The 14,841-nt window shown below is 72.2% G+C and carries 10 protein-coding genes; 8 read left to right on the forward strand and 2 right to left on the reverse strand.

Annotated features, from left to right (window positions below; all coding sequences use genetic code 11):
- Positions 1-12: 12 nt before the first annotated feature.
- Both redW and ACK8N7_RS18380 read right to left on the reverse strand, forming a co-directional pair.
- Entirely contained in the window at positions 13-1,194 is a 1,182-nt protein-coding gene (redW, locus tag ACK8N7_RS18375; protein ID WP_403213614.1) for an L-prolyl-[peptidyl-carrier protein] dehydrogenase, read from the reverse strand.
- On the reverse strand, positions 1,191-4,016 hold the full coding sequence (locus ACK8N7_RS18380) for a polyketide synthase (RefSeq protein ID WP_500445783.1): 2,826 nt from the start codon (positions 4,014-4,016) through the stop codon (positions 1,191-1,193). The genes redW and ACK8N7_RS18380 overlap by 4 nt, the downstream gene beginning before the upstream one ends.
- Positions 4,017-4,289: 273 nt before the next feature.
- On the opposite strand from ACK8N7_RS18380, the gene ACK8N7_RS18385 reads away from it, so the two are divergent.
- The 8 genes from ACK8N7_RS18385 (at position 4,290) to ACK8N7_RS18420 (ending at position 14,816) form a co-directional block, all read left to right on the forward strand.
- On the forward strand, positions 4,290-4,550 hold the full coding sequence (locus ACK8N7_RS18385) for an acyl carrier protein (RefSeq protein WP_403213612.1): 261 nt from the start codon (positions 4,290-4,292) through the stop codon (positions 4,548-4,550).
- Positions 4,547-6,373, forward strand: coding sequence for an aminotransferase class I/II-fold pyridoxal phosphate-dependent enzyme (locus tag ACK8N7_RS18390; protein ID WP_403213610.1), 1,827 nt, complete (start codon positions 4,547-4,549; stop codon positions 6,371-6,373). Before ACK8N7_RS18385 ends, ACK8N7_RS18390 begins: the two co-directional genes overlap by 4 nt.
- A 10-nt stretch (positions 6,374-6,383) precedes the next feature.
- Positions 6,384-7,970, forward strand: coding sequence for an amino acid adenylation domain-containing protein (locus ACK8N7_RS18395; RefSeq protein ID WP_403213608.1), 1,587 nt, complete (start codon positions 6,384-6,386; stop codon positions 7,968-7,970).
- Between the two features lie 71 nt (positions 7,971-8,041).
- Complete coding sequence (locus ACK8N7_RS18400) at positions 8,042-8,905, forward strand: thioesterase II family protein (protein WP_500443261.1); 864 nt, start codon at positions 8,042-8,044, stop codon at positions 8,903-8,905.
- Positions 8,902-9,960: a methyltransferase domain-containing protein gene (locus tag ACK8N7_RS18405; protein ID WP_403213604.1), complete on the forward strand. Its 1,059-nt coding sequence runs from the start codon at positions 8,902-8,904 to the stop codon at positions 9,958-9,960. Before ACK8N7_RS18400 ends, ACK8N7_RS18405 begins: the two co-directional genes overlap by 4 nt.
- 37 nt (positions 9,961-9,997) lie before the next feature.
- Positions 9,998-12,733 (forward strand): undecylprodigiosin ligase RedH, encoded by a 2,736-nt coding sequence (gene redH / locus ACK8N7_RS18410; protein WP_500443263.1) that lies wholly within the window; start codon positions 9,998-10,000, stop codon positions 12,731-12,733.
- Positions 12,734-12,735: 2 nt separating this feature from the next.
- On the forward strand, positions 12,736-13,590 hold the full coding sequence (locus tag ACK8N7_RS18415) for a 4'-phosphopantetheinyl transferase family protein (RefSeq protein ID WP_403213600.1): 855 nt from the start codon (positions 12,736-12,738) through the stop codon (positions 13,588-13,590).
- 8 nt (positions 13,591-13,598) lie between these two features.
- The gene (locus ACK8N7_RS18420; RefSeq protein ID WP_500443265.1) at positions 13,599-14,816 is read left to right on the forward strand and encodes a nitroreductase family protein; all 1,218 of its coding nucleotides are present in this window, start codon (positions 13,599-13,601) and stop codon (positions 14,814-14,816) included.
- Positions 14,817-14,841 lie beyond the last annotated feature (25 nt).

Raw genomic sequence — 14,841 nt, forward strand, 5'->3', positions numbered from 1 at the left:
GGCGGTGGGGGTTCAGCGAGCCGTACGGCGCCGGTGCGGAGCGCGGCCCAGACCGAGCGCCCGGGCGATGTTGTTCTTCTGGATCTCGTTGGTGCCGGAGAAGATGCGGGACGGCAGCGCATCCCGCAGGAACGTCTCGGCCTCCCCGTCCACGATGCCGAGGCCGCCCCGCAACTGGACGGCGTCGAGGCCGAGTTGCACGGCGGCCTCGCTGACCGCGAGTTTGGCGAGCGCGGGCCCGACCTCGTCCTGGCTGCCCTCGTCGAGGCCCACGGCGGCCCGGAAGAGCATCAGCCGCGCCGACTCGTACCGCATCAGCATGTCGACGATGCGATGGCTGACCGCCTGGAAGGACCCGATGGGGGCGCCGAACTGCTCGCGCTCCCTGACGTGGTCGACGGTGGAGTCCAGCAGCCGCCGCATGGATCCGAGGTACGCGGCGAAGAGGCAGGTGCGCTCCCAGCGCATCGACGACGTGAACACGGCCGCGCCGCCGCCCTCGGCGCCCAGCACCTGGTCGGCGGGTACGGCGACGTCCTGCAGATGGACATCGGCCATCGGTGAACCGCGCAGGCCCACCTTGTCGTACGGGCGGCCGACCGTGAGGCCGGGCGTGCCCGCCTCGATCAGGAAGGAGGTCACCCCGAAGTAGCCCGCCTCGGGGTCGGTCACCGCCTGGATGAGGAAGACGTCGGCGACCGGGGCGTTGGTGGTGAAGCACTTCTCGCCGTTCAGGACATAGCGGTCGCCGTCCCGTACGGCACGGGTGCGCAGGCTGAACGCGTCCGAGCCCGCACCCGGCTCGGTGATGCCATGGGCGGCGATCAGCTCGCCGGAGGCGAGCGCCGGCAGCCACCGCTTCTTCTGTTCGGTGGTGCCGAACTCCACCACCGGCATCAGGCAGGCGTACAGGTGAGCGGCGACGGAGAAGGCGAAGCCCATGTCCCGGCAGCCGCGGCCGAGCGCCTCCATCAGCGCGGCGGCGCTGACCGCGTCCATCCCGGAGCCGCCGAACTCGTCGGGGACGCAGGTGCCGGTGACGCCCTGCCGCCCGGCGAGCAGCCAGCGGCGGCGGAAGTCCTCGGCGTCGAACGTCTCGGGTGGTGCCCCCAGCCTGCTCTCGGCGAAGGCCGTGAGCGTCGAGCACATCTCTTCGGTGTCCTGGTCGAGGGTGAAGCTGATCAGTGGTCTCATCGGGGGAGGTCCGTCCCGTCCTTCGGTTCGTCGTCACTGAGTGCGTCCCGCCGGCCGGGTCCGCCCGTGACCGGGCCCGGTTCCTCGACCAGCAGGTGGTAGTTGATGCCGCCGGTGCCGAAGGAGCTCACCGCCGCCCGGCGCGGACGGCCCGGTGCGGTGGGCCACTTCTTGGCCCGGGTGCCGAGCACGGCCGGCAGGGCGTCCAGCTCCAGCGCCGGGTTGGGGTGTTGGAGGTTGGTGTTCGGGGGCAGGGTCGCGGTGCGCAGGGCGAGCAGGGTGCGCAGCAGACCGGCCCCGCCCGCGGCCGCGAAGGTGTGGCCCACGAAGCCCTTCGCGGAGCCGATCTCCAGCGGCCGGGGCCGGTCGGGGCCGCCGTAGACCCGGCCGGTCGCGGTGATCTCCACCCGGTCGCCGACCTTGGTACCGGTGCCGTGCGCCTCCAGGTAGTCCACCTCCGAAGGGGCGTGGGCGACCTGCGCGAACGCCTGCCGCATGGCCCTGACCTGGCCTTCCACATCGGGGGCGATCAACGACTTGGCGTCGTTGGCGGCGCCCATGCCGGTGAGCAGGGCGACGATCTCGTCCCCGTCCCGCTCGGCGTCCGCCTGCCGTTTGAGCAGGAACAGCGCGCAGCCGTCGCCCGGGGTGAAGCCGTCGGCGTCGGTGTCGAACGGGGTGATCCTGGTGTGCGAGAGCAGGCCGAGCGCCGAGCAGAGCGCCATGTCCCTTGCCGAGCAGGGCAGTTCGACCCCGCCGGCCAGGGCGTAGTCGACCGTGCCGTTGCGCAGGGCGGTCATCGCGGTGTCCAAGGCGGCGAGCGAGGAGGCGCAGGCCGCCTCCACGGCCAGCGGTACGGCGTCCAGCCCGTACACCCCGGCGAGGAGAGCCGCCGAACCGCTGGCCAGGGCTCCGTCCAGGGTGTCGGGCGTCGGCGCGGCCGGTCTGCCGTACGCCTGCCGAGCCGTGTCCAGGAGCCGCTCGACCTCCGGCGCGGAGAGGGCCTTGAAGGCGGTCAGCTCCCTCACCCGGTCCTCCAGTTCCCCGAGGGAACCGTCCACGTGGGCCTGGCGGTCGGCGGCGAGGCCGAGGTTGCTGGCCAGGGCGATCAGCCCGCGCCCGGTCAGCGGTCGTCCGGCCCGGCGGCCGAAGAGCTCGGCCGCGACCGCCAGCGTCATGCGCTGGGCGGCGTCCATCGCCGCGTACCGCTCCGCGCCGATCCCGGTACCCGGCGGCGGGGACTGCGGAACCGCGGCGTGCCCGCCCAGCTCGGTGTAGCTGCGGTTGAGGCTCAACACGCCAGGTGTGTAGTGGAGTTCGCGGTCCAGCCGGTCGGCCGGAACGGGGCGCAGCCGGTCTTGGCCGTCCAGCATGAGCTGCCAGTAGGCGTCGGCGTCCTCGGCGTCCGCGAAGCGCCCTCCGTAGGCGATGACGGCGATCGGCTCCGGAAATCCGGCGCCGCGCGGCACGGCCCGCGCCACTTCCGGTCTCCCGCGGTCGGCGGGGTGGCGCGGCGTGTGCGGCTGCGGTACGTGCTCCTCCAGGATGAGGTGGCACAGCGTTCCGGTGAACGACGCTCCGGTGACGGCGGCCCGGCGGGGCGCGGAGTCCTCGGGTGGAGCCCAGGCGGCCGCCGCGACCGGGCCGCTGCGGGTGCGGTGTGCGGGCAGCGTGCGGTGGTGCAGCGCGAGCGCCGCCGTCGTCACCGCGGCCAGCCCGGCATGGGCGAACGTGCGCCCGATCCGGTCGCGTACGGTGCCGAAAGCCGGGCCGGTTGCCCCGAACTCGGCTTCCAGCGCGGCCAGTTCGCTGCCGTCGGCCTCATCGGCCGCGGTTCCGGCCCGCTCGACGTAACTCACGGTGCCGGTCCCGGCTCCGGCGGACCGGTGGGCGGCGCGGATGGTGTCACGGTGCCGCTCGGCCGAGGTCTCGTGGCGGAACGCGCCGGGGCGGCCCCGGTGCCGGACGTGGCAGTCCGCGATGGTGGCGTAGATCCGGTCGCCGTCGCGTTCGGCCGCGGCCAGGGGTTTGAGCAGCAGGGCGCCCACACCTTCGGAGAGGTCGTCCGCGTGGGCGGACGGCCCGAGCAGCCCCTTGGTCCGCAGCAGCGAGGACAGCACTCCGCTCTCCCGTAACTGCCCGGTGACGACCAGGGCCCGGTCGGTGAGGCCGGCGCGCAGCGAGCCGATGCCCTGGGCCAGCGCCACGAAGGAGGTGGCGTCGGCGGACTCCACCGCGAGCGTGCGGCCGCGCAGTCCGAACGCCGAGGCGATCCGGGCCGGGATGGTGCTGGCCATCTCGCCGACCCGGTCGTGCGGGGCCGCGCCGAGGGTTCGCTGGAGCAGCCCGCGCAGCTCCTCGGCGGCCTGGCTCGCGTTCTCGGCCGCCTCCGGGCTGCCCAGGGTGAGGGCGGCGCGCTCCACCTCCCGCGCGTAGCCGCTGCCGGCGATGCGCAGGGCGTTGGCGTACTGCCGGTCGAGGCCGAAGCAGGTGCCCACCACGACATCGGTGCGGTCGTCCCGGCCGGCCGGGCCGGTCCCGGCATCCGTCAGACACTGGTCGGCCGCCTCCAGCATCAGGAGTTGCAGCCGCGCCATGGAGCGCGCCTGCACCGGCGGGATGCCGAAGCGGGCCACGTCGACCGCGGGCTCGTCCGGCGCCCAGCGAGCGGGCTCCCGCATTCCGTCGGATTTATCCCGTACCCATGTCCAGTAGGCCTCAGCCCCCACTGCCCGAGGAGTGAGCGCGGCGATTCCGATGATCGCCGTTCGCTCTGTTCCGGTGTTTTCCTGCTGAATGCAGGCTGCGTCCACGGAGTGCATGACAGGCAACTCCAGATTTTATCGTTCGACCGGTTGGCGGAAATCCGTGGAAACGTACCATAGGAATTCGGCACTCCGGGCGGTGGGCTGCGATCCGCCGTACTTTTCCGGCGACGTCACCTCCGTACCCCCGGCGGTGCGCCCAGACACCGCCTGCCACCTGTGCCGATGTGCGCAACAGCCGATTGACACCGGGATCTCAGCGGGATCCAAGCTGCGTCTGCAACGGTTGTCCCGGCTCGGCGTTCTGCCGAATACACGTATAAGGCGGCCATGATTACTGAGCAATCGATCATCGAGTACATAGCCACGGCCTGGCTCGACGGTGACACCGAAGGCCTGGATAAGGAAACGCGTCTCGCCGAATTGGGAATAGTCGATTCCGCCGGAATTTTCGACCTGGTCCATTTCCTGCAGAGCGAATTCCGTATCACGGTGCCGCTGCACGAGGTCGCGCCGGCGAACTTCCAGTCGGTCAGCGCCATCACCGCGCTCGTGGACCGCATCCGGAACGAGAGAGAGGGTGCCCGATGAAGGAGTCGGCGGACGTCGCCGTGGACCCCCCGCCCATCCACCGCCAGGTCGTCGAGATCGTCGCGTCCCGCACGCTGTACGACGTCGCGCGTCTGACGCCGGAGAGCGAGCTGGAGGGTGAGCTCGGCATCGACTCGGTGGTGCTGGAGTCGATCCTGGAGGCCCTGAGCGAACACTTCGGCCTGCGGAGCGGGTGGGACCCGTCCCCGACGACGCTGCGGGAGCTGGTGGCGGACGTCACGAGCGCGCTCGGCGACTCCTCCCCGGCCGACGAGGGTGCGGACGCGCTGCTGCGTACCCTGGTCGACACGGCCATGCGGCACACCCACTACCAGCGCCACCAGCTGGGTCTGGACGCCGACTTCGAGAGCGAACTGGGCATCGACTCGGTCGTCCTGACGTCGATCGTCGCCGACGTCGCCGACGCCGCCGGAATCCCGCAGGAGGCCACCGACGGCGTCCTGGCCACCACCTTGCGCAAGCTGCACGCCGAACTCGCCTCGCTGCGGCCGCCGGACGGCCAGGACGCACGGGCGGAGGTCACGGCCGGGGAGGACGCGTGGGACAGCCGCTCCATGAAGGACTTCATGGAGGAGCGGGACCCCGATCTCTTCGCCAAGGCCCGCTCGTTCCGCCGCTACCGCACCCGGCGCGAGCAGGAGAAGCTCTACTGGTACGGGATGCCGCACCGGGGCATGAGCGGTAGCCGCGCGCTGATCCACGACGATCTGGAGGGCCGGGAACGGGAGTTCCTGATGTTCGCCTCCAACAACTACCTGGGCCTGGCCAACCACCCCAAGGTCATCGAAGCGATCTGTGACGCCACCGGCTCCTTCGGCGCCACGCACACCGGCTCCCGGATCATCGGCGGTACCAACGAGCTGCACCGCGAGCTGGAGCGCCGGCTCGCCCGCCTCAAGGGCCGCGAGGCCTGTGCGGTCTTCCCCGGCGGGTACTCGGCCAACCTCGGCGTCATCTCCGGCCTGGTGAAGAGCTACGACGCGGCCATCGTCGACCGGCTCAACCACATGAGCATCGTCGACGGCTGCAAGCTCTCCGGCGCGGTGCGCAAGATCTACCGCCACAACGACATGGCCGATCTCGAACGGGTGCTGCGGCGCAGCCAGGGCGAGGCCATGGGCAGGCTCATCGTCGCGGACGGCGTGTTCAGCATGCACGGCGACATCTGTGACCTGCCCGGGATCGTCCGGCTGGCCCGGGAGTACGGCGCCCGCGTCCTGATCGACGACGCGCACGCCACCGGTGTCCTGGGCGAGCGCGGCACCGGCACCGCCGAGCACTTCGGCCTCAAGGGCCAGGTCGACCTGGAGCTCGGCACGATGAGCAAGGCCCTGGCCGGCATGGGCGGGTTCGTCGTCGGTGACGAGGAGGTCATCGACTATCTGCGCTTCTACGCCAACTCCTACGTCTTCGCGGCGAACATCCCGCCCGGCACCGCCGCCGGCCTGATCGCCTCCATCGACGTCATGGAGTCCGAGCCGGAGCGGGTCACCCGGCTCTGGGACAACATCCGGACCCTGCGCTCCGCGCTCCTGGACGCCGGATTCGACCTGGAGAAGTCCGAGAGCGCCATCCTGCCGATCGTCATCGGCGACGAACGCACCGCGATGGAGATGGGCCGGGCCGTGCGGGCGCGCGGGCTGTTCTGCCAGACCGTGGTCTTCCCCGGCGTGCCCCTCGGTGACGCCCGGCTGCGGATCAGCGTCACCAGCGAACACACCCGCGCCGACCTGGAGGAAGCCGCGGGAATCTTTGCCGAGGCCGGACGCGAGGCCGGGGTGCTGCCCCCGTCCGAGCGGTGAGGGGTACACCGTGACCAAGGGGAACATCTCCGTGATCCGGCTGCCGCGCGGACTCGGCGTGGACGGACTCGCCCGGCCCGCGCTGGTCGGCGAGGACCCAGTCTCGTACGGCGAGCTGACCCGGCGGGTGGACGAGCTCGCCCGGTGGCTGTGCGCGGTCACCACCGGGCCCGGCGAGCGGGTGGCCATCTGGCTGGAGAAGCAGCCGCGCTACGCGGAGGCGATCCTCGCGACCCTGGAAGCCGGGTGCGTGTACGTACCGCTGGACGGGGCCCAGCCCGCCGGCCGGGTGGGGACGATCCTCGGCGACTCCTCGCCCACCGTGCTGTTCACCGACCGGGCGCGGTTCCGGCAGCTCACCGCTTCGGAACTGCCGCGGTCGCTCCGCACCGTCGTCCTGGCCGACGGGGCCGACGGGACGGCGGACAACGAAACGGCCGGGGACGCCCCCACCGTCCACGCCTGGCCGCAGCCCTCCGGCGGAGCCTCCACCGACGCGGCGGTGCCCGTGGGGCGCCCCGGCACCCCCGACGACCTGGCAGCGCTGCTCTACACCTCGGGCTCCACCGGCACGCCCAAGGGCGTGAAGATCTCCCACCGGAACCTGGCCAACTTCGTCGGCTGGGCGCTGGAGGAGCTGGACGTAGGTCCCACGGACGTCTTCGCCAACCACGCCTCGTTCAACTTCGACCTCAGCACCTTCGACCTCTTCACCGCACTGGCCGCCGGGGCCTCCCTGTGGGTGATCCCGGACGCCCGGGCCAAGGACGTGTCCGCGCTCGCCTCGGGCATCCGGCTCCACGGTGTCACCGTCTGGTACTCGGTGCCCTCGATCCTCAACCTGCTCACCACCTCGGGGGCGCTGACGCCCCGGGACACGAGCACGCTGCGGTACGTCCTGTTCGCCGGCGAAGTCTTCCCCATCGGCCAGCTCGCCCGGCTGGCAGAGGTGCTGCCGTCCGGCACGGCGCTCTACAACCTCTACGGGCCGACCGAGACCAACGTCTGCACCTACCACCGGGCCACCCCGGCCGATCTTGGGCGGGAACACCCGCTGCCGATCGGCACCCCGATCAAAGGCGCTCATCTCCGCGTCGAGGACGAGGACGGCAACACCGTGACGGCCCCGGGGGAGCCCGGCGAACTCGTCGTCTCCGGCGAGTGCGTCACCCCGGGGTACTGGGGCCGCGAGCACGAGCCGGCCGCCGAGGACCACCGGGGGGGCCGCCACCGCACCGGAGACCTGGTGGTCCACGAGGACGGTCTGCTCGTCTACCGGGGTCGCAAGGACCGGCTGGTCAAGCTCTCCGGCTACCGGGTGGAGCTCGGTGAGGTCGAGTCGGCGGTGCTGCGCCACCCGGCCGTCGCGGACGCGGCGGTGATCGTCACCGGTGAGCGCGGCCGGGACGGGATCGCCGTGTACTACGTCCTGCGCGAGGGCGCGAGGCAGCCGAACCTGCTCCAGCTCAAACAGCACTGCGCGCGGTATCTGCCGCCCTACATGCTGCCGCACTCGGCAACCCGGCTGACCGGCCTGCCGCGCAACGCCAACGGCAAGACCGACTACCGCACCCTGGCCGCGGCCCCCCGGCCCTGACGGACCACGTCCCGGCCGGCCGGGCACACCACCGGCCCCCGCCTGCCCCACCCGACCCCACCGAGGACACCGTGCCCCCAGTCGAACCGCCCGCCCGCGGGCTGCCGGACGCCCGCCCCGGCGCACCGTGGTTCCCGGCGGGAGCCCCCGGCCCCGCCGCACCGGACGCACTGCCGCTGGTGTGCTTCCCGTACGCGGGCGGCACCCCTTCGGTCTTCCACCGCTGGGCCCGTCCGCTCGGCACCGGCGTACGGGTCGCACCCCTGCTGCTGCCGGGCCGCGGGCTGCGGCTGGCGGAGGAGCCGTTCACCTCGATGGGCCCACTGGTCGACGCGGTCACCGACGCGCTGACGGACCAGGGCCTCGACGCGGACTGCGCGTTCTTCGGCCACAGCATGGGTGCCGTACTGGCGTACGAGGTGGCCTGCGCACTGCGTGAGCGTGGCCGGCCCGGCCCGCGAGGTCTCTTCCTCTCCGGCAGCCGGGCCCCGCACAGCTACGGCGACCGCCGTGACAGCACCCTGCCGGAGGAGGAACTGGTCGCGCTCCTCGGCGGACTGGGCGGACTGGGCGCCGGGCCCAGCGCCGTACGCCGGGCCTTCCTGCGCCGCAGGCTGCCCGCGCTCCGGGCCGATCTGCGGGTCTGCGACCACTACCGGTGGCGCCGGCGGGCCCCGCTGGACCTGCCCCTGACGGTGATGACCGGGGCCGACGACCCGCTGGCCCGGCCCGAACAGGCCGATTCCTGGCGTACGTACACCACCGCCGCGTTCCACCGGCACGAGGTACCCGGCGCCCACTTCTACCTGCTGGAGGAACCGACGCAGGACCTCCTCCTGCATGAGCTGCGCAGCTGGTGCGCAGGCCTCGCCTCCGCCGGCCCGGGGCTCCAGGGCCTCACCGGATCCGCCCGCACACCCCAGAGGTACTCATGACGCCGACCGGACACCGCCCCCGCAACGCCTCGCCGCTGACGACCGCGGTGACGGTCGCCAGGCTGCTCCGCTCCCCGCAGATCAGGCTGCTCCTGTCCCTCTCGGGCAAGCTGGTCACCCCGGTGTACCGGGCGGCCTTCCTGACGGCCGCGGCGAGCAGCGGCGTACTGCGCCGGCTCGCCGAGGGCCCGGCCGATCTGCGCACCCTCGCCCTGGAGCTGGGCATCGAGGGCGATACGCACCGGCTCGGCCGCTGGCTCGACGCCGGGGTGAAGCTCGGGCAGCTGTCGTCGCGCCACGGCCGGTACGCGCTGAGGAGCCGACTGGCCAAGCAGCTCGCCCGGGTCGAGAACGACGCGGCCGCCGGCGCCCTGGAGGAGGTCGTCCGCTTCCACCACCCGGTGCTCCTGGACGCCCCGCGCATGGTGCGCGAGGGCCGCTCCTTCAGCCTGGGGGACCAGGACGGCACGGTCATCGCCCGCTCCTCGCTGGTGGTGCAGCCGTTCATCGAGGAGGCCGTCTCCCGGCTGCTGGACCGGCACCACCCCGTCCGGCTGCTGGAGATCGGCTGCGGCAGCGGTGTGTACGTGCGCCATGCCGCCGCCCTCAACCCCCGGCTCACCGCCCTCGCCGTCGACCTGCAGTCCGAGGTGGCCGAGCAGGCCGCCCGGAACATGGACCGCTGGGGTATCGGCGACCGCGTCACCACCCGGCAGGGCGACCTGCGCGACCTGGCCGTCGACGAGCGCTACGACCTGGTCACCCTGCACAACAACATCTACTACTTCCCCGAGTCCGACCGGGTCGAGGTGCTCGCGCGCGCCCGCGAAACCCTGGCTCCCGGCGGCCGGCTGCTGCTCACCACCTCGTGCCAGGGCGGCAGCCCGAGCCTCGAAGTCCTCAACCTCTGGTTCGAGTTCGCCGACTTCGGAGGGCCGTTGCCGGTGGAGGACGAGCTCGTCGCGCAGCTGCGGAAGGCGGGATTCAGCGATGTGGAGGCCCACCGGATCGTCCCCGGCGAACAGTTCCGTGCCTTCGTCGGCACCAACTCCTGACATCCGCCATCCGTTCCAGCCCATTCTGGAGGCTCGTATGACCGCTACCGACGGCACACCGAACACCGAGAACCCCGGGGACGACACCGAGTTCGTCGTCGTCCTCGGCTCCAACACCCCTGTCACCACCGAGCATCTGGGCGGCAAGGCCGCCAGGCTCGGCGAGATGATCGAGGCGGGGGTGCCCGTCCCACCCGCGTTCTGCCTCACGACCCGGCTCTTCAGGCGCTTTCTCGAAGAGACCGGCCTCGCCGACGAGCTGCGGGCCGGTGCCACCCCGGCCCGCAAGGAGATCGTCGCCCGTGAACTGCCGGAGCCGATCACCCGGCTGATCCTGGACGCGTACGCGGCGATGGGCCGGCCCCGGGTCGCCGTGCGGTCCTCGGCGAGCCAGGAGGACTCGGCCGCCCAGTCCTTCGCGGGCCAGCACGACACGATCCTCGACGTCGGCGGCGACGAGGCGGTGCTGACCGCGGTCAAGGAGTGCTGGGCCTCCCTGTGGTCGGACCGTGCGTCGGTCTACCGGGACGACCCGGCATCGGTCGGCTCGATGGCCGTGGTGGTCCAGGAGATGGTCCACGCGGACGTCAGCGGGGTGCTCTTCACCATCGACCCGATGGGCGGCCGACCGCACCGCATGGTCGTGGAGTCCTGCTGGGGACTGGGCGAGGGGCTGGTGTCGGGCAAGGTGACCAGCGACCTGTTCGTGGTGGACGACCGTACCCTGGAGGTCGTCGAGAGGCGGGTGCGGTACAAGGTCACCCGGTGCGCGGCCGTGGAACCCGGCCGCGTCGCGATGGTGAAGGTGGACACCGCCCTCCGGAACCGGGCCACCCTCACGACCGGACAGCTCGGCGAACTCGCCCGGCTCGCCGTGCAGGTGCGCGACAGCTACGGCACCGAGCAGGACATCGAGTGGGTGCTCAAGGACGGCCGGATCTCGCTGCTCCAGACCCGGCCCATCACCACCAGGCCGCAGCCGCCGAGCCGGCACACCCCGTACATCAAGGAGGTGCCCGAACTGGTCCGGCAGAACACCATGTGGTCCCGGATGGACATCGGGGAGATCTTCGTCGGCGCGATGACGCCCCTCGGGCTGAGCTTCGCCCGCTACTACCAGCAGAACATCCACGGCGACTGCGTGCGGTCCATCGGCACCCGCCGGACCGGGGACATGGACCTGCACATGGGCTACCTGCAGGGTCATGTGTACCTGAACGTCTCCTACACCTCGCACGTCCTCACCCAGAGCCCGCCCACCAAGGACGCGTCCGTCTTCACCGAGCGCTTCGCCAGTGAGGAGGTGGACATGCCGTCCTATCGCTCCCCCTTCGGCCAGTTCACCAGCGGTACGCGCAGCGTGGTCGCCGCCGGGCACTGGGCGAAGAGCTTCGCCCAGGAACTGGCCCGGATGCGGAAGCGGTCCGAGCGGATGGCCGCCTCCCGCCACCGCGAGTACGACCGGGCCCGCGCCCTGGACCTCACCAAGCTGAGCCGCTCCGAGCTGGGGTCCGAGTTCCGTCGCTACCTGGCGTACTGCGGGGCGATGAACGTGGGCTACATGCCCTACTACATCAACGCGTTCGCCTTCTACAGCGCCTTCTCCGACCTGTGCGCCCAGTGGCTCGGCGACAAGGGAACCAACCTGCAGAACCGCATCAAGACGGACATGTCCAACCTGCGGACCGTCGAGTCGGCCCGCGAGCTGTGGGATCTGGCCCAGGCGGCCCGGCGGCGCCCCGAGGTCCTGAAGACCATCGTCGACTCACCGCTGACGGACATCGAGTCCGAGCTGCGCGCCACCGATGAGGGCCGGGCCTTCTGGGACTCGTACGTCACCCCGTTCATGCGCACCAACGGCACACGGGGCCGCCAGGAGATGGAACTCACCCATCCGCGCTGGGTCGACGACCCCACGTACGTCTTCCAGATGGTCCGCCGCTACGCGCAGGAGGAGCAGTTCTCCATCGACGGCCTGCTCCGCGGCGACGGCGGCGTCGCGCAGGACGCCGAGGCCGTGCTGGGCGAACTCCCCCTGGTGAAGCGGGTCGTGCTGCGCCGCATCATGTCGCTCTTCGCCACCTGCAGTGAGCTGCGCGAGATCACCCGCATGGCGATGGTCACCTCGGTCTGGCTGGTGCGCACCGTCGTCTACGAGGTCGGGCGCCGGCTGGTGGCCGAGGGCGTCCTGCACTCCGAGGACGACATCGCCTTCCTCGACTTCGAGGACATACGCACCTACCTCGCGGGCAACCGCGACGCGGCCGACGTCTTCTCCCAGGCGAAACTGACCGAGCGCAAGCGCACGCACGAGTACCACAACAGGCTGCCCGAGCCGCCGCTCACCTTCATCGGCGAGTACGACGTCGCCCAGGCCCTGCGCGCCCCGGAGAACAGCACGCGCCTGGAAGGACTCGGCTCCAGCCCCGGCAAGATCGTCGGACGGGCGCGGATCATCGAGGACCTTGCCTGGCAGGCGGACGAGTTCCAGCCGGGCGAGATCCTCATAGCCCGGTTCACCGACGCCTCCTGGACACCGCTGTTCGCCATCGCGGGGGGAGTGGTCACCGACATCGGCTCGATGCTGTCGCACAGCTCGATCGTCTCCCGGGAGTTCGGGCTGCCGTCGGTGGTGAACTGCAAGCACGCCACCCAGCAGATCTCCACCGGCGACATGATCAGGGTGGACGGTGACGCCGGCCTGGTCGAGGTCCTGGACCCCGCCGACGGCGCCCCCGTGCCGGACGCGGCGGGCACGGAAGCCGGGGCCTGACCGTGCCACCCCTCCCGACGGCCCGGGTGGGCCCGCCCGCCGGGCCGCCGGACCGGACCCGGCCGCCCGGCAGGCCCCCCGGGCGCCATGCGCTCCTGGCGGGCCTGGACGACCGGCTGCGACTCGATCCCGAACGCCCCCTGCTGGTCCACCGGGCGCCGGGCCCGCTCACCTTCGCCGTGGTCTCCATCGCCTGGCTGCGGGCTCTGGACCCCGGGGCGCTGGAACACCTGGCGGACACCCGGCTGCATCCGTCCGAACGCACTGTCCACCGCGGACTGGCCCTGCCCAAGCGGCGGTCCGAGTGGCTCGCGGGCCGGCTCGCCGTCAAGTACGCGGTCGCCGACCACCTCCGCAGGGGTGGCCGGGGCATCCGCCACGACGCGTCCGGTCCGCACGAGATCGTCGTGCACGCTGTCCCCGACGGGCCACGGGCCGGAAAGCCCTTCGTCCGGGAGCCCGTGCACATCGGACTCTCCCACTCGCTCGACTACGCCATCGCCGTCGGCGGCGCCCACCCGCTCGGCATCGACCTGGAGGGGCGGCCGATGGGGCCCCACGTGGCCCGGATGCTCGCTGTACCCGGCGGCAGGCAGGCCCCGGCGGGACTGCGGCGGGTGGCCGGTATGCCGCTGCGGCTGCGCTGGGCCTGCCGGGAGGCGGTCGTCAAGTACACCGGGGTCGCCGGACGTGAAGCGCTCCACCAGACCCGCGTCACCGACTGGCAGCCCGACGGCACCTTCCACTGGTCCCCCGGGGCCTCGCTGCTCCGGCACTCCCGCGGAGCCGATTCCCTGCCGGCCCACGGCTGGGCGCGGCAACTCGGCATCTACGCACTGGCTGTCACATGGAGATAGGACCCCTCTTGGCCACGGCAGAATCCACCTCGCCCCGCACGCTGGTGACCTGTAGCGACTTCGGCCACGCGCTGCGGACCGCCGCCGACACCGCCCGGCTCGCGCCGTCCTCGCACAACTGCCAGCCCTGGGCACTGGCCCGCCTGAGCAGCCCGGACGCCCGTGCGAGCGCTGTCCGGCTGCTGGCGGCGTCCGGTGATTCCCGCCCGTGCGAGGACAGCGAGTTCGTCGCCGTCGTGCTCGACCGGACCCGGCAGCTGGACTCGCTCGCCTCCCACGAGCTCGAAATGCAGCTGAGCTGCGGCGCGTTCACCCAGCTGCTGATCCGGTCACTGGCCTGCCAGGGCTGGTGGCTGGAGCGCAGCGTGCTCACCGACGAGCCCGACAGCTGGGCGTACCGCAGCGTTCCGGCCCCGGTGCGGGCGCTGGGCCCGGCAGGGTGGCGCCCCGGCTGGTCGCTGCTGGCCGTCCTGGAGGTGCGCTACGCCGGAATGCCGGAGGGAAGTCTCACGGAGTGGCAGGACCTCGCGGCCGCCCGCCGGACGAATCGGGGCCCGTACACGGACCGGGCCGTCAGCGGCGAGGCCCTGCGCCGGCTTCTCGACGCCGCACCGGGGCTGTCCGCCCAGGCGCCCGTCGGCATCCGGCACCTCACCTCCCGCGCGGACCGCGACCGCTTCGTCGACTTCGTCTCCCGGCACGCCGGCCGGGACTTCAGCGACCGGGCCGCCTGGCGGGAGACGTACAGCTATGTCCGCCCCACCCGCGCCGAGGCCGAGCGCCGCGGCGACGGTTTCAGCCTGAGCCAGCTCTTCGGCCGTCTCCACCCGCTGCGCGCCCTGATGCTGCGTACCGCGCTGCGCCCCGGCACCATGCGGCTGCTCCGGCACATCGGCTACCCGCGGCTTCTCGCCGACCGGATGGCTGCCGCGATCCGGCCCACACCAACCTTCGTCGCCATGGGCTTCACCGGGACCTCGCCCAGTGCGGCCGACGCGTTGCGCGGCGGCGCGCGGCTGGCGGACTACTGGCTGACCGCCACCCGCGAGGGACTGTCGCTGCACCCCATCAGCATCGTCCTCCAGCACGAGGACCTGCGCCGGCGGCTCCAGGCCGAGCTGGCCCTGCCGGGCCGCACGTTCTTCATCAGCCGTCTCGGCCACGCCGGTTCCGGCTTCCCACCGGCTCCCCGGCGCACGGCAAGCGCCTTCACCTTCACCCTGTAGGGGCGGAGCGCGACGGCGGTCCGGC

This window comes from Streptomyces griseobrunneus, from assembly GCF_046713465.1.
GTDB lineage: Bacteria > Actinomycetota > Actinomycetes > Streptomycetales > Streptomycetaceae > Streptomyces > Streptomyces microflavus.

Bases quoted from the DNA above. Each gene is read 5' to 3' on its own strand.
- redW (WP_403213614.1), bottom strand. From the start codon at position 1,194: ATGAGACCACTGATCAGCTTCACCCTCGACCAGGACACCGAAGAGATG.
- ACK8N7_RS18380 (WP_500445783.1), bottom strand. From the start codon at position 4,016: ATGCACTCCGTGGACGCAGCCTGCATTCAGCAGGAAAACACCGGAACA.
- ACK8N7_RS18385 (WP_403213612.1), top strand. From the start codon at position 4,290: ATGATTACTGAGCAATCGATCATCGAGTACATAGCCACGGCCTGGCTC.
- ACK8N7_RS18390 (WP_403213610.1), top strand. From the start codon at position 4,547: ATGAAGGAGTCGGCGGACGTCGCCGTGGACCCCCCGCCCATCCACCGC.
- ACK8N7_RS18405 (WP_403213604.1), top strand. From the start codon at position 8,902: ATGACGCCGACCGGACACCGCCCCCGCAACGCCTCGCCGCTGACGACC.
- redH (WP_500443263.1), top strand. From the start codon at position 9,998: ATGACCGCTACCGACGGCACACCGAACACCGAGAACCCCGGGGACGAC.